Raw genomic sequence first — 18,423 nt, forward strand, 5'->3', positions numbered from 1 at the left:
GGGTGAGCCCGCCCACCATGGTGAAGGTGGTGGTGGGATGGTTCTCGCGCAGCGTGTGCGAGCACGATTGCGGCGGTCGGCCGCGGTGCTCGCCAGCGGGGTGCTGGCCGGGGGCGGGGCGTGCCTGATGTCGGCGGCCCCGGCCTGGGCGACCTCGTCGCCGTGTTCGGACGGGTCGACACCCGCCTCACTGAGCACCGTGACGTGCACCTCGGCCGGCGCGTTCACCCTGGGCGTGCCGGCCGGCACCACGTCGGTCGACGTGGACGTCATCGGGGCCGGCGGGGGCGCCGGCTACCCGGCCCGCTCGCACATCGGGGGCAACGGCGCCGAGGTCGCCGGCACCACGACGCTGCCGCCGGGAACGACCTACCTGTACGTGATCGTCGGGACGGCCGGGTCCGGCGACAACCACGGCACGAGCAGCGGGGGCGGCGGCTCCGGCCTCTTCGCCCTCGACTCCGGGCACGGCCTGCTGACCAAGCTGGCCATCGCGGGCGGCGGGGGCGGCGGCGCCTACAACGGTGACGGCGGCGATGCCGGTTCGGCGGGCACCAGCGACAACGCCCAGGCCACCTCCGGGCCCGGGGCAGCCGGCAGCGGCGGCACCGGCGGAAGTGGCGGCACCGGCAACTACGCCGCCGGCACGGCCGGCGGCAACGACGACGCCGCCGCCCTGACCATCGCGGCGGGCGGGTCGGGCGGCCTGCTGCCCAGCAGCGCTCGCGGCGGCGGAGGCGGCGGGGGCTACGGCGGAGGCGGCGGCGGGGGCGCGAGCACCGCCGGCATCCTCAACACCAACGTCGCCGGCGGAGGTGGCGGCTCCTCGCTGGCGTGGCCGGGCAACCTCGGCCCGTCGACGATCGACGTCAAGAGCGGAACCGGCGGCGTCCAGCTGCCCGGCCTGATCGCGGGCGACGGCGCCACCGGCTCGGTCACGCTGACGTTCAACGGCCCCGCGGTGCCGGGCGCGCCCACGGCCGTCTCGGCGCAGCCGGGCAACACCCAGGCGGTCGTGTCGTTCACGGCTCCGGCCAGCGACAACGGCTCGCCGATCACCGGCTACACCGTCACGTCCAGCCCCGGCGGGAGCACCGCCACGTGCCCGGCGAGCCCGTGCACCGTCACCGGCCTGACCAACGGCACCGCCTACACGTTCACCGTCCACGCCACCAACGCCAACGGCGACTCGGTGGAGTCCACCGCCTCGGCACCGGTGACTCCGGCGCTGCCGCCCGGCGCCCCGACCGGGGCCTCGGCGACGGCCGGAGCCGGGCAGGCCATCGTGTCCTTCACCCCGCCGGCCGACGACGGCGGCTCGCCGGTCACCGGCTACACCGTCACGTCCAGCCCCGGCGGGACCACCGCCACGTGCCCGGCTAGCCCGTGCACCGTCACCGGCCTGACCAACGGCACCGCCTACACGTTCACCGTCCACGCCACCAACGCGGTCGGCGACTCGCCCGAGTCCACGGCCTCGGCCGCCGTGACCCCGGTCGACGTGCCGCAGGCGCCCACCGTGACGGTCACGCCCGGCGACGGCCGGGTGTCCGTCTCGTTCGCCGCCCCGGCGGACGAGGGGTCGCCGATCACCGGGTACCAGATCTCCACGGACGGCGGCGCGAGTTGGGCGCCGCTGTCCACCAGCGCGTCCAACGGGGTCCTCACCGGGACCGTCACCGGCCTGACCAACGGCACCGCCTACTCCGTCACCGTCCGGGCCGTCAACGCCGAGGGCGACGGTGCCGCGTCCTCCGCCCGGTCCGTGACGCCGGCCAGGGTGCCGGGCGCGCCCGGCGCCGTCGCGGCCACCCGCGGCAACGCCTCCGCCTCGGTCACGTTCACCGCCCCCGCCGACAACGGCGGCGCATCCGTCACCTCCTACACCGTGACCGCCACACCCGGCGGGGCCACCGCAAGCTGCCCGTCGTCCCCGTGCTCGATCACCGGCCTGACCAACGGCACCGCCTACACGTTCACCGTCCACGCCACCAACACCTCCGGCGACTCCGCCGAGTCGGCCGCCTCGTCGCCGGTCACGCCGGCCACGGTCGCCGGTGCGCCGACGGCGGTCAGCGCCGCTCGCGGCAACGGCTCGGCCGCCCTCACCTTCACCGCCCCCGCCGACACCGGCGGCGACGCGATCACGGGGTACGAGTACAGCACCGACGGCGGCACCACTTGGAACGCGCTGGTGACGACCGGCACGGCGCCCCTGCACGCGATCATCACCGGCCTCACCAACGGCACCGTGTACTCCGTGCGGCTCCACGCGCTCAACGGCATCGGCGCCGGCACGGCCTCCGCGGCCGTCAGCGTGACGCCCTCCACCGTTCCGGCCGCTCCCACCGGCGCCTCGGCCACGGGCGGCGCCGGGCAGGCGACGGTGTCCTTCACCGCTCCCGCGTCCACGGGCGGCGCCGCCATCACCTCGTACACCGTGACCTCGGCCCCGGGCGGGGTGACCGCCACCTGCGTCTCGTCCCCGTGCACGATCACCGGGCTCACCAACGGCACGGCCTACACCTTCACCGTCCACGCCACCAACGCCGCCGGCGACTCTCCCGAGTCCGCCGCCACCGCCGCCGTGACCCCGGCGGGGCCGCCGGCCGCGCCGAGCGCCGTCACCGCGGTGCCCGCGGCGACCTCGATGACCGTGAGCTTCACGGTGGCGGACACCGGCGGCTCCACGGTCACCGGCTACGAGATCTCCATCGACGGCGGCACCACGTGGACGGCCTTCACGCCCTCCGGGTCCCCGCTCACCGGAACCGTCACCGGCCTCACCCCGGGCACCGCCTACCAGGTCACGGTGCGCGCCACGAACGCCCTGGGCACCGGAGCGGCCGCCGCCGCCACGACCGCGACGACGCTTCCGGCCCCGGTGAGCGCGCCCACCGCGGCCGCGGGCACCGCCTCGGCCACCGTCAGCTGGGCCCCGTCCCCGACGACCACGGTGACCGGGTACACGGTCTACGCGAATCCCGGCCCCGCCACCTGCACCACGACCGCCCGCACCGCGACGTCCTGCGTCATCGGCGCCACCGCGGGCGTGTCCTACACCTACACCGTGGTCGCGCACACCGCCAGCGGCGACTCCGCCGCCTCCCCGGCGTCCGGCGCCGTCACCGCGGCCCAGCCCGACGTCCCGGCGAGCGTGCCGCTCAGCGCGCCGACGACCCTCACCACCACCGAGGGCGTCCTGTCCAAGGTCGAGCCCGCGCAGCGGATCACCGTCGTCGGCACCGGCTTCGCCCCGTACTCCACCGCGTCGATCATCCTCTACAGCACGCCCGTGGTGCTCGGCACCGTCACGACCGACGCCGCCGGCGCCTTCAGCCAGCCCATCACGATCCCCGCCGGCGTCGGCCTCGGCGCGCACGACGTCGTCGCCGCCGGCGTCGACCCGACCGGCACGATCCATCAGATCCGCATGGCCGTCACGGTCCAGGCCGCGAGCGCGGCCGACGGCGGCACCCTGCCCGTCACCGGCCCGCAGGCGCTCGTCCTGGCCGTCTGGGCCGGAATCATCACCGCGCTCGGCGCGGCCCTGCTGGCGTACGGCCGCTCCCGGCCCATCGCCTGACCGTCCACAAGGGGGGCGCGGCCGGCGACGGCCGCGCCCCCCTTGTCATGGCTGCACGATGAACTCGACCCGCCGGTTCACGGCGTTGGCCGCCGCGTCGCTGCCCTGCACCTTCGGCCGGCTCTCGCCGAAGCCCTTGGAGCTCAGGCGGTCCGTGGAGATGCCCAGCGAGACGAGGGTGTCCAGCACGGTGCGGGCCCGGTTCTCGCTCAGGACCTGGTTGTTCGCGGCGGTGCCGGTCAGGTCCGTGTGGCCCTCGATGCTGACCTTCACGTCCGGGTTCGCCTTGAGGATCGAGGCCGCGTTCTCCACCACGGCCCGGCCCTGCGCGGTCAGCGTGGCGCTGTTGTTCTCGAACTCGACCGTCGGCAGCGCGATGAGCTGCTTCTGCACCTGCTCGGGCGCGGCCGCCTGGCCGACCACGAGCTCGTCGCGGACCGTGCCGGACCTGGCCGCCGCCTTGGCCGCGGCCTCGGCCTTGTCCTTGGCGTCCTGCGACGCGACCGTACCGGTCAGCGTCACGACATGCTCGGTGAGGTCGACGACCCCGGCCTTCGCGTCCTTGCCCAGCGCCGCCGCGACCGCGCCCAGCCCGGCCAGGTCGGTGTCGTCGGCGGCCCGCGCCGCGTCGACGACCAGCTCGTCCTGCACGTTCTCGGCGCCGAACGCCTGCTTGGCCGCGTCCACGATCTTCGCGCGGTCGGCCGCGGCCGGCACGGTGCCGGTGAGCGTGATCCTGCCGTTGTCGACCAGCAGCTTCACCGACACGGACTGCTGCTGCTGGACGGCGGGGGTTTCCACCTTCGGCGGCGCCTGTACGTCCACGACGCGCACGCCCTCGACGCCGAGCGTGACCTGGCGCGCCTTGTCCTTCTCGTCCGCCGAGCCGACCTTCACGGTGCCGTCGCGCCCGACGAACTTCACGTCGGCGTCGATACCCGCGTCGGTGAGCGCGACCTTGGTGCGATCGGTGAGGTTGTCCTCGATCGAATGCCGGTGCGGTACCTCGAACGCGATCACCAGCGCCGCCAGCCCCACGACGGCGGCGCCGAGCGGGATCAGGGGGTTCCGCTTGCGGATCTCCCAGCTGGTCGTCGACGCCGACCGGGTCGTGCCCGCCATCAGGCGCGCCCGGTGTCGCGCCCGGCGACCAGGCGCCGGGTCAGGTCCGCGAAGCCCTCCTCGTCCCCGTCGGCGAGGTGCCGCGCCTGCCGGGACCAGGTGACGATGCTCGGGGCGAAGCGCAGGCCGGCCGCCTCGATCGCCGCGCGGAGCGTGTCGAGGTCGGCGTCGGCCAGCTGCTGGTACGTCTTGATGCCCGACGCGATCAACGCCGCCGACATCTTCGGGCCGATACCCTCGATCCGCCGGAGGTTGTCGGGCTGGACGTCCTCGGCCGGGGCGGCCTGCGCGGGGACGACGACCGGCGCGGGCTCTTCCACGACCGGCTCGGGCTCAACCGCGACGGGCTCGGGCTCGATCACGACGGGCGCAGGCTCGGGCTCAACCGCGACCGGCTCAGGCTCGGGCTCAACCGCGACCGCGACCGGCTCACGCTCCGGCTCAACCGCGACCGGCTCAGGCTCCGGCTCAACCGCGACCGGCTCGGGCTCGGCCACGACGGGCTCAGGCTCCGGCTCGACCGCGACCGGCTCAGGCTCGATCACGACGGGCTCAGGCTCGGGCTCAACCGCGACCGGCTCGGGCTCGTCAGCGACCGGCTCGGGCTCGTCAGCGACCGGCTCGGGCTCGGCGTCAGCGACCGGCGAAGGCTCGACGTCAGCGAGCGGCGAAGGTTCGGCCGCCGCCTTGGCCGCCACCTCTCGGCCCGCGATGAGCCGGTCGGTCAGCTCCTTGAAGCCGGCCTCGTCCCCGTCGGCGAGCAGCCGCGCCTGCCGCGACCACGTCCCGAGACTGGGCGCGAACCGCAGATTCGCCCGCTCGAGCGCAAGCTCCACAGTGGACCGCTCGGCGTCGGCCAGCTGCGCGTAGGTGGTGATGCCCGCCGCACGAAGCGCCGCCGCGATCTTCGGCCCGATGCCCTCGATCCGCTCGAGCTCGTCCCGCGCCGGCTCCTCGACCGGCTCGACCGCCTCGACCGGCTCGGCCGCGAACGCCGACTCGACATCGGCCACGAGAGCGGCGTCGACGGGCTCGTCCTCGACAACGGCGACCGGCTCGTCCTCGACAACCTCGACCGGCTCGTCCTCAACAACGGCGACGGGCTCGTCTTCAACAGCCGCGACCGGCTCGTCCTCAACAACGGCGACGGGCTCGTCCTCAACAACGGCAACAGGTTCGGGCGCGGGAGCCGGCTCCGCGATAGGTTCGGGATCGGCGACCGCCGCCGCGATGGGGGCCGCCGACGCGGGAGCCGCGACGGGCGCGACCGGTGCGGCTGTGGTGGACTCGGTGGCGGATTCGGACGACCGGACCCGGCGCAGGCGCAGGCCCCACCAGAGGTAGCCGACCAGCAGACCGAGCAGGAACGCGAGCAGGATCAACAGGAGTGACTGGTTGGTGTACCAGACCACGACAGGCCTCCGGGAGAAAAGTGACCTACGCGATGCATGCGCGTGAAGGGGGAGTTCGCGGGCAGCCTTGCACACCTGGATGTCCGGCAACAGGGCCCCGCCCCAGCCGTACATCTGCTCGTTATCCCGCCTCGAACCCCTGCTGATCGACGTTTCCGCAGATCGGGGGCCTTCGAATGGGCTCTGCCGGTGTCCGGCCGACCGGAGGGCCGAGAGAAAATCGAAACGGACGGGTGCTGAACCTCACCACAACTGGAGGCGACGGAGCAATGGGCAAAACGACTCGGGTGCTCGCGTGGGCCGCGGTGGCGGCCGCCGCCGGTGGCGTCGCATGGGCGCTGCGTGACCTTCCGGCGCAGCTGGGGGCGGTCCCGGCGGGCGCGCGGGCCGAGCGCATGCGGCGCTCGCCGCAGTTCGGCGACGGCAAGTTCGAGAACTCGGTGCCGGCCGACATCCTGCCACCGCACGCGATGCGGGACGCGTTCGTCGAGCTGCTCGTGGGCAAGCAGCGCCGCAAGCCGCTCGGCGTGATCCCGGTGACGCGCCCGGAGCTCGGCGGCCGGCTCGACCCGGACGGGCTGCACGTGACCTGGCTGGGGCACTCGACCGCGCTGGTCGAGATCGAGGGCGTGCGGGTGCTGTTCGACCCGGTGTGGAGCGACCGCTGCTCGCCGACGTCGTTCGCGGGCCCGAAGCGCCTGCACCCGATGCCGCTGCCGCTGGAGGAGCTGCCCCGCATCGACGCCGTGGTCATCTCCCACGATCACTACGACCACCTCGACCTCGCCTCGATCCGGGCGCTGCAGCGCACCCAGCAGGCGCCGTTCCTGGTGCCGCTCGGCGTCGGCGCCCACCTCGAGCGCTGGGGCGTGCCCTCGGAGCGGGTGATCGAGCTGGACTGGGACGAGCAGCACGAGGTCCGCGGGGTCACCCTCGTCGCTACGGCGGCCCGGCACTTCTCGGGCCGCCGGTTCACGCGCGACGGCACCCTGTGGGCGTCGTGGGTCGTGAAGGGGGCGCGCCGGAGCCTGTTCTACACGGGCGACTCGGGCTACTTCGAGGGATACAAGCGGATCGGCGAGCAGCACGGCCCGTTCGACGCGTCGCTGATCCAGGTGGGTGCGTACAACGACGCCTGGCCGGACATCCACATGAAGCCCGAGGACGGGGCGAGCGCGCACCTCGACGTGCAGGCGCGGGTGCTCATCCCGCTGCACTGGTGCACGTTCAACCTGGCCCTGCACGCGTGGTCGGAGCCGGTCGAGCGGCTGGTCGAGGAGGCCCGGGCCCGGGACATCGAGCTCGTCGTGCCGCAGCCGGGTGACCGGGTGAACATCGACGCGTTGCCGGCTCTTGAACCCTGGTGGCGCGCCATTGCGTAACGGTTAAAAGAGCAGCTCAGAGCACGTGTTACGGCCCACATGCCAGGACCCGACAAATCCCTGGCCGGGCCGCCCGCACCGACGTACTGTATCGATATAGAAGGACTGGATCGATACAGAAAGGGGGAAGCATGCCGGCCACGCTGCAGACGATCGCCGACGAGCTGGGCGTGTCGCGGAGCACCGTCTCCAACGCGTACAGCCGCCCGGATCAGCTCTCCCCCGAACTGCGGTCCCGCATCCTCGCGGCCGCCGAGCGGCTGGGCTACTCGGGCCCCAACCCGACGGCCCGCTCGCTGCGCCGCGGCAAGGTCAACGCGATCGGCGTCCTGCTCACCGACAACCTGTCGATGGCGTTCACCGACCCCTACGCGGTGGCCTACCTGCGCGGCCTGGCCGAGGCGGCCTCGGCCAGGGAGACCTCGCTGCTGCTGCTGAACCTGCCCAAGGACGAGGAGGCCGGCCGGCGGGTGGTCAGCAACGCCGCGGTCGACGCCTTCTGCCTCTACTGCGTGCCCGACTGGCACGGCGCGCTGGAGCTGATCCGCGCCCGGGGCGTGCCGATCGTGATCGGCGAGGACCCGGACGCGTTCGGCCCCGACGCCGGCTACGTCGGCATCGACGAGCGGGCGGCCGCGCGCCGGCTGGGCGAGCACATCGCCCGGCTCGGCCACCGCCAGATCGCGATCGTCGCGCACTGGATCGTCGACGGCGGCGTGACCGGGCCGGTCGACGCCGACCCGGACGGGCTGCGCTACTACGTCACCGGGCAGCGGGTGCGGGGCTTCCGCGACGCGCTCGTGGCGGCCGGCGTGCCGTGGGACCGGGTGCTGCTCATCAACGCGGCGGCCAACGCCCGCAACGAGGGCGGGGCGGCCGCGGCGCACGCGCTGGACCGGCTCGACCGGGCCACGGCGATCCTGACCACCTCCGACGTCCTCGCGCTCGGCGTGCTCGACGCGCTGCGCGCCCGGGGCCTGCGCCCCGGCCGGGACGTGTCGGTCACCGGCTTCGACGACATCGACGAGGCCGAGCCGGCCGGACTCACCACCATCCGCCAGCCCAGCGTCGAGCGCGGGCGGCTCGCGGGCGAGATCCTGCTCGAACCGCCCGAGGACCCGGCGCGGCGTCGCCTGACGCTGCCCGTATCGCTGGTGGTCAGGGCGACCACCGGCCCGAACACCAAGGAGCTCACATGACCCCGATCGCCCTGATCGTCTCGCTCGAGGCCGTCCGCCTGGAGGCAAACTCGGCGATGCCGAACGCCCCCGTCGTCGACGACCGCCGGCCCGAGTCGGCCACGCTGAAGAAGGTGCGCGGCTTCGCCGCCCGCCAGCTGCGCGCGGCCGCCGACCGAGTCGAGCCCACGCCGGCGCTCACCTACGGGTAACACCTCGCGGTAGGCGTTTGGAAACGACAGTGGGGAGGCCGGCCACCGCCGGCCTCCCCACTGTGGTGTTTCAGCGAACCTCGACCGACTCCGCGGACTCGATGCGCGCGGTGTTGGCCCGGGCGCCGAGGCCGATCGCCTCGTAGTCCTGCCGGTTGAGCCCGCGCAGGACGAGCGCCCAGACGATGCCGATGACCGCGGCGACGCCGTAGGCCGTCGGGAACGCCCACACCGCCGGGTTGGGGTCGTCCGGGGCGATGCCGAGCAGCAGGCCGAAGTTGTCGAACACCTGCCACATGACGTAGGCGAGCGCGATCGTCGCCAGGATCGGGGCGATGAGCCGCGACCAGGCGCTCTCGCCGCGGCCGTCCCGCACGAAGTAGAAGATCACCGAGAGGGACGTGGCCGCGACGAGCAGCAGCACGCCGACGCCGCCCGAGGTGCCCAGCCAGAAGAACAGGTTCACCAGCGGGTCCCAGCCGGCCACCGCGAAGAGCACGATGGTGAGGGCGGCGATGATCGTCTGGAACAGCGAGCCGGCCATGGGGGCGCCCGAGCGGGCGCGGGTGCGGCCGAAGAACGACGGGAGCACCCGCTCACGGCCCAGCGCGAAGGCGTACCGCGCCGTCGTGTTGTGGTAGCTCAGCGCCGCCGCCGCGATGCTCGTGATGAGCAGGACCGTGCCGACGTCGCCGGCCCAGTCGCCGCCCTTCTCGATCAGGGTCGGGAAGAAGGGGCCGCCGGTCGCGAGCGTCTCCTGCGCCTTGGCCACGGTCTGGTCCACGCCCATGCTGGCCGACGCGGCCCAGCTCGTGAGCGAGTACGACAGGAACATGACCCCGAGGCCCAGGAAGGTCGCCAGGGCCACCGTCCGGTTCTTGCTGCGGGCCTCCTCGGCGAAGACCGGGGCGGCCTCGAAGCCGACGAACGCCGTGGTCGCGACCGCGAACGCCGGGCCCGCGCCGTCCTTGAGCGCGCTCCAGGTCCACGGCTCGACGCTCAGCGAGCCGCCGGCCGGGTGGCTGAAGAAGATCACGTCGAAGATCGTCACCACGATCAGCTCGGCGCCGAGCAGGATCATGAGGACCTTGCTGTTGACGTCGACGCGCAGCAGGCCGAGGACCGCGATGAACAGCCACAGCACCAGCGCGAGGATCCACCAGTCGACGTTCAGGTTCGCCTTCTCGGCGAGGAACTGCGACAGGAAAGCGCCGAACGCGCCGTACAGCCCCACCTGCAGCAGGTTGTAGGCGAGCAGGGCCACCATGGCCCCGCCGACGCCCAGCGGCCGGCCCAGCCCCTGTGCGATGTAGGAGTAGAAGGCGCCCGCGTTCGTGATGTGCCGCGACATCGCGACGTAGCCGAAGCTGAACACGGCCAGAATCGCGGCGATGATCAGGAACGCCAGCGGGAAGCCGGTCGTGCCGACCACGCCCCAGCCGGTCGAGACGAGCGCGCCGACGACCATCAGCGGCGCTGCCGCGGTCAGGGCGAACATGATGACGGAAGGCACACCCAGCCGGTCGCGGGCCAGTGCCTGGGATACCACGCTCGGTCGCGCCTGCGACGTTGCGGACATCGGTCCTCCAGGGGATTTTTTTGAGGGGGAAGGGAAGAGGAAAGTCCGAGGCCGCGCCATCACCCGCGTTGCGACAGCACCGCGTCGCCGATCGCCGACTCGACCTGCAGAATCAGGTCGCGCAGCGGCGGCGGCAGGGAGCTGATCGCGTGTTGAAGCCTTCTGCCGCCCGAGGGGTCGCGGTCCCACAGGATGTGACCGGTCAGCCCGGTCGCCTCCGCGAGTCCCGCCAGGGTCGTGTCCGCGACCCGCATGGGCTCGAATCCGGTGAGCAGGCGGCGCAGGCGCACCACCCGCCCGGCCGGCAGGTTGATGTCCGTGGGCAGCCACCGGGTCTCCGACCGCAGGAGGCGCCGCACGAGGGTCTTCTCGACCAGGCCGACGCGGGCCAGCCGCGTGCCGACCTCCTCGACCGCCGAGAACCCGAAGAACTGCAGCCAGGTGCGCACCTCGCGGTGCTGCACCTCGGCGACCATCGTCGCCAGGTTGGTGTGCGCGAGCGGATCGGCGGGCGGCTCGCTGCTGAGCACGCGCAGCCGCGGTCCCTCGACCGTGATCCGTTGCTCCAGCACGAGCTCGCCGAGCATGGCTCCGGCCAGCCCGAGCTCCACCGCGCGGGCGGACAGCCGAGGCTTGCCGTCGCGGTCGTCGTGCGCAATCAGGAAGAAGTCATCGGCCAGCAGCATCGGACCGCGTACCCGTCACCCAATCGTCGGCCTCGGGCTCCCCCAACACCCGAGATCAGGACAGTTAGGGCCCGAAAGACCGTGCGACCCGAAGCGAAAGCATGCCCTGCGCATTGACCGATCGCAACTGTCCAGGCGCAAAATCGGATTAACGCTGATCACCAATGCCGAATTGACGGATGTCGCCCACGTAATATTTCACCCTCGGTGATGTCCGGATTTTCCGAGTTCACCGCCGCCGATTACACAGCGAATTGTGGTGCAATCCACGGGGCAAGGCTCATCGGCGGACGATCAACTCGCCGTCCGCCGAATTGCTGCGCTGCGTCACCGAGGACGAGCTACAGCGTGTGACCGCCCCGGTGCGGCACCGAAGTCGTCGCCTCGGCCGCCCGGTCGACCGCCTCGAGCAGGTCGTCCACGGAGTAGCCGCCGTCGTGCCGGACACCGTTGACGAAGAACGTGGGAGTGCCGCCGACCCCGCTGCGCACGCCGCCGACCAGGTCGCGGCGGACCCGGTCCAGGTAGAGGTGGGCGCCGACCTCGTCGCCCACCTCGGCCGAGGGCAGGCCCAGGCGCTCGACGCCGACCATGAGCCGGCGCGGGTTGATGCCGGACTGGTTGGCGAAGAGCCAGTCGCGCATCGGCCAGAAGGCGCCGCGCACCGCCGCAGCCTCGGCCACCTCGGCGGCGAGGTCCGCATAGGGGTGCACGTTGGTCAGCGGGAAGTGCCGGAAGGTGTACCGCACGGTCTCCCGCCGCAGCCGCAGCAGGTCGTGCAGGATCGCGTGGGCCATGGCGCAGTACGGGCACTGGAAATCCCCGTACTCGACCAGGGACACGGGGGCGCCCGCCGGACCGGAGGTGTGGTCATCGGGGCCCACGGGAATCGTCAGCCGGGGGGTCGTGACCTGGAAGGGCGTGGTGGTCATTCCTCAACGGTTCGCCAGGCTCGGCCCCGCCACGTCACCCCGCGGGCGCGACGCTGGAGACCAGCAGCGGGCTGCCGGTACACCCGGTCTCGCGGTTCGGGTCCGGCACGCCGGTCGCCGTGACCTGCTGGCCGTCGCGCACCTGGGCGGCCGCGGGGCCGATGAGCACCCAGTTCAGCTGGTCCGTGAGCAGCTCGACGCAAGTACCGCTGACGCGTATTTTGCCCTTGGCCACGACCTGCTGGAAGTCATCGGTCATCGGCTCCGACCTGGTGTTCTTGGGCAGCTTCGGCGGAAGGCTGACCGAGGGCTCGGCGCTGGGAGGCGGTGCGGCGGTCTGTCCGGATTCATCGGTTTTGGCCGCGCATCCGGAGAGGACCAGAACGGCCAGAAGGAGGCCCACATGAGCTTTCATGCCCACTTGGACCTCCTCCCGGTGCGAACGGTTCCCGCTCAGCTGGTGACGAGCACCGCCATCGACGTGCCGTTCTCGAGCAGCGCGAAGATCTTCACGCCGTTCTTCGGAACCTTCACGCCGTAGTAGGTGCTGGTCGCCGGGTCCTCACGGTAGTAGCTCTTGCTGTCGTCGAACAGCGGGTTGCCCCACTGCCCGCCCAGCCGGCTCGGCGCGTTGGTCGCGCCCGAGTGCAGGGTGAACGAGTCCGTCTTCGCGAACGAGAACGGCGCGTCGAAGCCCTGGACCCGCGGCCGCCACGGGCTGCCGTCGGCCTTGAGCATCAGGTCGGGGTGCGAGTCGATCGGCAGGATCAGGCCCTCACCGTGGTGCTGGCTGGTGTTGTTGTCGCGGTACGAGGTGTCCCAGTAGGTGACCAGCAGGCCGGTCTCGTACGGGAAGTGCTCGACCATCTGCGGCTTGTCCGCGAACCCGAAGTTGTACGGGCCGGTCTTCATGTACTTGTCGAACGCCTCGTACGTGCGGTGCGAGGCGATGTAGAAGTTGTCGTACTCCGTCGTCAGCGTCGCGCCCACCGCCGTGAAGCCCACCGCGGTCCAGCCGTTGAGCCCGTTCTCCGCGCCGTCGGCGAACACCGTGGTGGCGCCGTTGGTGATGCGGATGTCGTCGGCGAAGAAGCCCAGGCCGCCCGCCGCCGGGTCGGTCACGTACCGGAAGCGCAGGCCGACCGTCTTGCCCGCGAACGCGGACAGGTCGAACGTCGCCGGCACCCAGCCGTTGCTGGTGTCGTCGATGCCGTTGCCCTCGTCGGCGACCGTGATGTTGCCCGGGATCGCCTTGAAGCCGCTGCCGTCGTTGACCTCGACGTAGGCGTAGTCACACGCGTCGGAGCCGCACTGCTCGATGTCCCAGCTGGCCTGGAACGACAGCGTCGTGGTGCCGGCCGGGATCGAGACGTTGCGGGTCAGCGTGTTGTCGAGCATGTTGCCCGCGCCGCTCCACCACGACTTGGTGCCCTCCGGCGGGGTCGCCAGCGGCGTGGTGACCTTCTTCTTCGGCAGGTTGACCACGACCGCCTGCGGCTTCTTGCTGTTGTACTCGTGCGGGCCGAGGTCCACCAGCTTCGTCTTGCCGGCGTTGACCGTGGTGTAGTCCAGCCAGCCGAGCTGCAGCTTGTCCCACGCCCCGAGGTCGGCGGCGCGGGCCGCGATCCCGTTGTCGCTGGGCAGGCTGACGCGGCTCTGCGCCATGATGGTCCACCAGCTCACCGGGTTCTCGGCGTTGCCGCTCGCGCCCGCGGTGTCGTAGTGGTCCGGCAGGCCGAGGTCGTGGCCGTACTCGTGCGCGAACACGCTCAGGCCGCCGTTCTCCGGCTGCATCGTGTAGTCGCTGACCCACAGACCGGTGTTGCCGACCTGGTAGCCGCCCCGCATGTTGCCCGCCGGGCCCTGGTCGGAGCGCAGGTTCGCCTGGGAGCGGTGGCTCCAGATCGCGTCCTCGCCCTGGATCAGGTCACCGTCGGCCTGGTCGCCGCCGGCGTGCACGATCTGGAAGTGGTCGATGTATCCGTCCGGCTCGTTGAAGTCGCCGTCGTGGTCGTAGTCGTTGCGGTCCCACTGGTCGTAGGAGGCCAGCGTCGCCTTGATGTCGGCGTCGGACTTGCCCTGGGCGTGCTGCGAGTCGACCCACGCCGCGATCGCGTCCTGGATCAGCGCGTAGCTGTTGCTGCAGACGTTCGCCGTGCAGGGGTAGCCGTTGCTGCGGCCGTAGCGGGCCTCGTTGTACGGCACCTTCACCCAGTCGGTGACCATGCCGTCGACGCTGTACCGGCCGGAGGACTGCTTCTCGTAGTACGTCTTGAGCGACTCCACCCCGTTGCCGGTGGCGAAGTACATGTTCTCGAAGTACTGCTTATTGAAGTCCTGCTTCCAGATCGTCGAGTTGTCCTTGGTGCGGTCCGGCTGCGGGATCTGGTTGTGCAGCGGGCCGTCGAACTTCGCCGGGCCGGGGATGGACGGGTTGGTGTCCTGGTCCGGGTAGTTCGGGTGCCGCTGGTCGCCGAACTCGGCGAGCACCACGAAGATCTTGTCGGTCCGCTCACGGCTCAGCTCGACGTACTTGTCGACGTGGCCCTTGCTGCGGTCGGCCTTGCCGATCTTCACGACCGTGCTCGCGCCGCGCTTCTCCGGCTGGGCCTCGCCCTTCAGCACCTGCGAGAGGGCGACCTCACGAGCGGCGCGCTGCTTCTGCTCGTCCGCCGAAATCAACTCGTCGGAGGGCGAGGAGGCGTCGACGGACGGCGACTGCTGCGCCGGCACGGCATGGGCCGCACCCCCGCCGACAAACACCCCCATCCCCGACGCGAGCGTGAGACTGAGCAGTCCCACGGTCAACTTACGCACAGGTACCTCCCTGGTGGGGCTTCAGCACCGAGGCCCTGCGTCGATGCCTCGATGCACCTGACGCGGAAGACTAGGGTCTGTTCCGGCCCACTGAAGATCAACAGAGCGGTATGCGCATAGTTGCAAGGGTCAAATCGAGGGTGACCCGACTATCGAGCCCGGTCTCTGAGGGCATCGAGATCATGGACGATCACGCGGAGCCTTCCCGTCTGGACCAAGCCCCTCTTCACGCAGCGTGCGCAGGGCGTCCTGCGACAGCGGCAGGCTGATGCGCAACCCCTGCGGCGTCCGCTCGACCAGCCGCCGTCGATCGCCGTCCCGAACGCGGGGGCAGAAGGCAGCGTCAGTGGGCTGGGTTCAGCAGGGGGATTCGCACGCGGAAGGTGGCGCCCTCCTGGGGGGCCGTTCGCAGGGTTACCTCGCCGTTGTGGGCGGCTACCAGGGCGGCCACGATCGACAGGCCCAGGCCTGAGCCGCCCAGGGCTCGGGTTCGGCTCGGGTCCGTTCGGTAGAAGCGTTCGAAGACTCGTGCCGCGTCCTGCGACGTCATGCCGGGGCCGTTGTCCGAGACCTCCAGGATGGCCTGATCCTCCTCGGTGCCCACGTAGACGGTGACCTCGGTGCCGGCGGGCGTGTGGTTCAGCGCGTTCGACAGGAGGTTCTGCAGCACCTGGCGGAGGCGGGCCTCGTCGCCGAGGACGATTGGGGCCTCGGCGTCGGCGTCGGCGTCGTCGCTGTTCGGGGTGCGTAGGCGCAGGCGGTGGTGGTCGCCGGCCGTCACTCTTGCGTCGATCATGGCGTCGGTTGCCAGGGACAGGAGGTCCACCGGCTTCTTCTCCAGGGGGCGCTGCTGGTCCATGCGGGCCAGGAGCAGGAGGTCGTCCACCAGGAGGCCCATGCGCGTCGCGTGGTGCTCGATCCGGCCGATGTTCTCGTCGTGGTGGCCGGACTGGCGGTACAGCTCGGCGAAGCCGCGGATCGAGGTCAGCGGGGTGCGCAGCTCGTGGGAGGCGTCGGCCACGAAGCGGCGCATGCGGTCCTCCGAGGCCAGCGCGGACTGCTCGGAGGCCAGGGCCGCCTGCTCCGAGGCTCGGCGCTCCTCGAAGGCGGTCTCGATCTGGCCCAGCATGGTGTTGAGGGCCCTGGCCAGGCCGCCGACCTCGGTGCGGGGGTCGGCCTCGGGGACTCGGCGGCTCAGGTCGCCGGCGGCGATGGCCTCGGCGGTCTCCTCGACCTCGACGAGGGGGCGGAGGCTGGAGCGGACGAGAAGGTAGGCGACCACGGCCAGGATCAGCAGGACGAAGCCGCCGATGGTGGCGCTCATGACGACCAGGCGGCTCACCGTGCTGTCGACCTCGTCGAAGCTGATGGCGATCATCACGGGCGGGCGGCCCAACCCGCGCAGCGGGGGGCGCTGCCGGGCAACGAGCACGCGCCAGGCGTGGCCGGTGCCGTCCCGGGACTCGACGGTGGAGTAGACGCCGGCGACGCTGGAGGTCAGCCACGGCAGGCCGTCGAACGCGCGCCAGTCCTCCGGGGTCACGGGCCTGGTCTGGTCGTCGGCGCTGGGGGTGAACACGGTGTCCTGGAAGGAGCCGTCGAGTTGGCCGCACGCGACGAAGTACCCGCTGCGCAGGACCGGCGCGCCGGGGCCGCGGCCCTGAGCGTCGGGCGGGCCGTCCTCGCAGTTGTGGAAGGCGTCGTTGAAGCTCTGCAGGAGCTGGTCATCGACGCGGGAGATGAGGTAGTCGCGGGTGCTGATGACGCCGGCGATGCCGGTTGTGGCCAGGGCCGCCGCGAGCAGGACGAGCATGAGGACGACGAGCTTGACGCGCAGCGGCCAGGATTTCATGTGCGTGGCAACCGCAGCGAGTAGCCGACGCCGCGCAGGGTCTGCAGGAGGCGGGGCTCGGTGGTGTCGATCTTCTTGCGCAGGTAGGAGACGTAGGACTCCACGACGCCCGCGTCGCCGCCGAAGTCGTACTGCCACACGTGGTCGAGGATCTGGGCCTTGGACAAGACGCGGCCGGGGTTCGTCATGAAGTACCGCAGCAGCTTGAACTCGGTCGGCGAGAGCTGCACCTCATGGCCCGCCTTGAAGACCTCGTGGGTGTCCTCGTCGAGCTCGATGTCGGCGAAGGTCAGCCGCGAGGTCTGGGCCGACGCGCCGCCCGCGGGGTCGGCGACCCGGCGCAGGACGGCCTGGATGCGGGCCAGGACCTCGGAGAGGCTGAACGGCTTGGTGACGTAGTCGTCACCGCCCAGGGTGAGGCCCTTGATCTTGTCCTCGGTGGCGTCGCGGGCCGTCAGGAACAGCACCGGCACGCGCGTGCCCTCGCCGCGGAGCTTGCGCAGCACCTCGAAGCCGTCGAGCTCGGGCATCATGACGTCGAGCAGAATCATGTCGGGCCGGAAGCGCCGCGCCTCCTCCATCGCCTGGCGGCCGCTGGTGGCGCTGGCGACCTCGTAGCCGTGGTACTTGAGGCTCGCGGAGAGCAGTTCGACGATGTCCGGCTCGTCGTCGACCACCAGCAGCCGCGTCATGATTCGCTCCAGATTGCGTCAGAGTTTCCGGAAATTCTCCCGTCACGTCTCAGACTGCCGCCGCTACCTGACGCCCGGATGCGGTTTTCCTGGAAACCGGCTGTGAACCACCTGCGACGGCCGCGAGCAGCACCGGGAACTCGAGGTAGGCGTGGTAGGACGCGAAGGCGCCGTAGAGCGCGCGGCCCGTGGCGTAGTCGATCGCGAACGGGATCGCGAGCAGCGCGGCCAGGCCGAGCCCGAGCAGCCAGGCGCGGCGGCCCAGCAGGAAGCGCGGGGCTTCCGGGGCGTATCGCGGCAGGAAGAAGACCCACACGAAGTAGTGCATGGTCTGCAGGAAGGCGAACACGACCAGGAACCGGGTGCCGACCAGGGCCGACGACCCCGGCGGGGCGATCGAGGCCACGACCGGCGACGACACCAGCCCGCGCAGCGCGAAGTCGAACGCGCCGGCCAGCACGAGCGCGGGCAGCACCAGCACCCACGCGACCTGCGTCCAGCGGAACGGCCCCGGCCGCCGCAGCCGCCCGGCCCACTCCCACAGGAAGAACAGCGGGACGACGTTGTGCAGATGGGCCAGGACGACGAAGTGGTACTGGCTGAAGGCCAGCGACACCGAGGCCGCGAGGACGAGCACCAGGAGCCCGAGGACGAGCCGGGCACCGCGCAGCGCGTGCACGCAGGCGGCCGCGAGCACGCCGTAGCCGACGAGGATCTCCGCGTACCGGGCCGGGGCGCCGACGACGAGCGCGGCCAGGCGGCATAGCACGATCGCGGTGACCAGCCCGAGCAGCACCGCCAGGAAGCGCCCGGTGAGCAGGGACGAGAAGCGCCCGGCGACGTACCGCAGCTCGAGCACGTTGTGCAGCGCCCCGAACGCGATCAGCCCGCCGACCGTGACCGCGAGCGGCGCGCCCAGGGCCAGCCCGAGCGCGGCGGCCGCGGCCGCGACGAAGAGCAGGCTTATCTTCAT

The 18,423-nt window shown here is 71.7% G+C and carries 14 protein-coding genes; 4 read left to right on the forward strand and 10 right to left on the reverse strand.

Going from position 1 to position 18,423, the window contains the following annotated elements:
* Window positions 1–37: 37 nt before the first annotated feature.
* Window positions 38–3,586, forward strand: coding sequence for a beta strand repeat-containing protein (locus tag ACQP2P_RS44880; protein ID WP_433611644.1), 3,549 nt, complete (start codon window positions 38–40; stop codon window positions 3,584–3,586).
* A 45-nt stretch (window positions 3,587–3,631) separates the two neighbouring features.
* Here the strand turns inward: ACQP2P_RS44880 and ACQP2P_RS44885 are convergent, their stop codons facing one another.
* The gene (locus ACQP2P_RS44885; protein ID WP_433611646.1) at window positions 3,632–4,708 is read right to left on the reverse strand and encodes an OmpA family protein; all 1,077 of its coding nucleotides are present in this window, start codon (window positions 4,706–4,708) and stop codon (window positions 3,632–3,634) included.
* On the reverse strand, window positions 4,708–6,120 hold the full coding sequence (locus ACQP2P_RS44890; protein WP_433611648.1) for a helix-hairpin-helix domain-containing protein: 1,413 nt from the start codon (window positions 6,118–6,120) through the stop codon (window positions 4,708–4,710). Before ACQP2P_RS44890 ends, ACQP2P_RS44885 begins: the two co-directional genes overlap by 1 nt.
* 269 nt (window positions 6,121–6,389) lie before the next feature.
* Here ACQP2P_RS44890 and ACQP2P_RS44895 point away from each other — a divergent pair, with 269 nt between their 5' ends.
* The 3 genes from ACQP2P_RS44895 (at window position 6,390) to ACQP2P_RS44905 (ending at window position 8,892) form a co-directional block, all read left to right on the forward strand.
* Window positions 6,390–7,502 (forward strand): MBL fold metallo-hydrolase, encoded by a 1,113-nt coding sequence (locus tag ACQP2P_RS44895; protein WP_433611650.1) that lies wholly within the window; start codon window positions 6,390–6,392, stop codon window positions 7,500–7,502.
* Window positions 7,503–7,633: 131 nt separating this feature from the next.
* Entirely contained in the window at window positions 7,634–8,701 is a 1,068-nt protein-coding gene (locus ACQP2P_RS44900) for a LacI family DNA-binding transcriptional regulator (RefSeq protein ID WP_433611652.1), read from the forward strand.
* Complete coding sequence (locus ACQP2P_RS44905; RefSeq protein WP_433611654.1) at window positions 8,698–8,892, forward strand: hypothetical protein; 195 nt, start codon at window positions 8,698–8,700, stop codon at window positions 8,890–8,892. Before ACQP2P_RS44900 ends, ACQP2P_RS44905 begins: the two co-directional genes overlap by 4 nt.
* A gap of 70 nt (window positions 8,893–8,962) precedes the next feature.
* On the opposite strand, the gene ACQP2P_RS44910 is transcribed toward ACQP2P_RS44905, so the two are convergent.
* From ACQP2P_RS44910 to ACQP2P_RS44945, 8 genes are all read right to left on the reverse strand, one after another.
* A complete protein-coding gene (locus ACQP2P_RS44910; RefSeq protein WP_433611656.1) occupies window positions 8,963–10,471 on the reverse strand; it encodes an APC family permease in 1,509 nt (502 codons plus the stop codon).
* A gap of 59 nt (window positions 10,472–10,530) precedes the next feature.
* Window positions 10,531–11,157 (reverse strand): GOLPH3/VPS74 family protein, encoded by a 627-nt coding sequence (locus tag ACQP2P_RS44915; RefSeq protein WP_433081515.1) that lies wholly within the window; start codon window positions 11,155–11,157, stop codon window positions 10,531–10,533.
* A gap of 341 nt (window positions 11,158–11,498) precedes the next feature.
* Complete coding sequence (locus tag ACQP2P_RS44920) at window positions 11,499–12,089, reverse strand: DsbA family protein (RefSeq protein WP_433611658.1); 591 nt, start codon at window positions 12,087–12,089, stop codon at window positions 11,499–11,501.
* A 34-nt stretch (window positions 12,090–12,123) separates the two neighbouring features.
* The gene (locus ACQP2P_RS44925; protein WP_433611660.1) at window positions 12,124–12,348 is read right to left on the reverse strand and encodes a hypothetical protein; all 225 of its coding nucleotides are present in this window, start codon (window positions 12,346–12,348) and stop codon (window positions 12,124–12,126) included.
* A 194-nt stretch (window positions 12,349–12,542) separates the two neighbouring features.
* Window positions 12,543–14,906 carry an immune inhibitor A domain-containing protein gene (locus ACQP2P_RS44930; protein ID WP_433611662.1) on the reverse strand — a complete coding sequence of 788 codons (2,364 nt, stop codon included), beginning with the start codon at window positions 14,904–14,906 and terminating at the stop codon, window positions 12,543–12,545.
* 343 nt (window positions 14,907–15,249) lie between these two features.
* Window positions 15,250–16,758 carry a sensor histidine kinase gene (locus ACQP2P_RS44935; protein WP_433611664.1) on the reverse strand — a complete coding sequence of 503 codons (1,509 nt, stop codon included), beginning with the start codon at window positions 16,756–16,758 and terminating at the stop codon, window positions 15,250–15,252.
* A complete protein-coding gene (locus ACQP2P_RS44940) occupies window positions 16,755–17,450 on the reverse strand; it encodes a response regulator transcription factor (protein WP_433611666.1) in 696 nt (231 codons plus the stop codon). The genes ACQP2P_RS44935 and ACQP2P_RS44940 overlap by 4 nt, the downstream gene beginning before the upstream one ends.
* A gap of 49 nt (window positions 17,451–17,499) precedes the next feature.
* On the reverse strand, window positions 17,500–18,423 hold the full coding sequence (locus ACQP2P_RS44945) for a hypothetical protein (RefSeq protein WP_433611668.1): 924 nt from the start codon (window positions 18,421–18,423) through the stop codon (window positions 17,500–17,502).

Source organism: Dactylosporangium sp. CA-139114, assembly GCF_050955725.1.
GTDB lineage: Bacteria > Actinomycetota > Actinomycetes > Mycobacteriales > Micromonosporaceae > Dactylosporangium.

Bases quoted from the DNA above. Each gene is read 5' to 3' on its own strand.
- ACQP2P_RS44880 (WP_433611644.1), top strand. From the start codon at position 38: ATGGTTCTCGCGCAGCGTGTGCGAGCACGATTGCGGCGGTCGGCCGCG.
- ACQP2P_RS44885 (WP_433611646.1), bottom strand. From the start codon at position 4,708: ATGGCGGGCACGACCCGGTCGGCGTCGACGACCAGCTGGGAGATCCGC.
- ACQP2P_RS44895 (WP_433611650.1), top strand. From the start codon at position 6,390: ATGGGCAAAACGACTCGGGTGCTCGCGTGGGCCGCGGTGGCGGCCGCC.
- ACQP2P_RS44900 (WP_433611652.1), top strand. From the start codon at position 7,634: ATGCCGGCCACGCTGCAGACGATCGCCGACGAGCTGGGCGTGTCGCGG.
- ACQP2P_RS44905 (WP_433611654.1), top strand. From the start codon at position 8,698: ATGACCCCGATCGCCCTGATCGTCTCGCTCGAGGCCGTCCGCCTGGAG.
- ACQP2P_RS44910 (WP_433611656.1), bottom strand. From the start codon at position 10,471: ATGTCCGCAACGTCGCAGGCGCGACCGAGCGTGGTATCCCAGGCACTG.
- ACQP2P_RS44915 (WP_433081515.1), bottom strand. From the start codon at position 11,157: ATGCTGCTGGCCGATGACTTCTTCCTGATTGCGCACGACGACCGCGAC.
- ACQP2P_RS44920 (WP_433611658.1), bottom strand. From the start codon at position 12,089: ATGACCACCACGCCCTTCCAGGTCACGACCCCCCGGCTGACGATTCCC.
- ACQP2P_RS44925 (WP_433611660.1), bottom strand. From the start codon at position 12,348: ATGACCGATGACTTCCAGCAGGTCGTGGCCAAGGGCAAAATACGCGTC.
- ACQP2P_RS44935 (WP_433611664.1), bottom strand. From the start codon at position 16,758: ATGAAATCCTGGCCGCTGCGCGTCAAGCTCGTCGTCCTCATGCTCGTC.
- ACQP2P_RS44940 (WP_433611666.1), bottom strand. From the start codon at position 17,450: ATGACGCGGCTGCTGGTGGTCGACGACGAGCCGGACATCGTCGAACTG.
- ACQP2P_RS44945 (WP_433611668.1), bottom strand. From the start codon at position 18,423: ATGAAGATAAGCCTGCTCTTCGTCGCGGCCGCGGCCGCCGCGCTCGGG.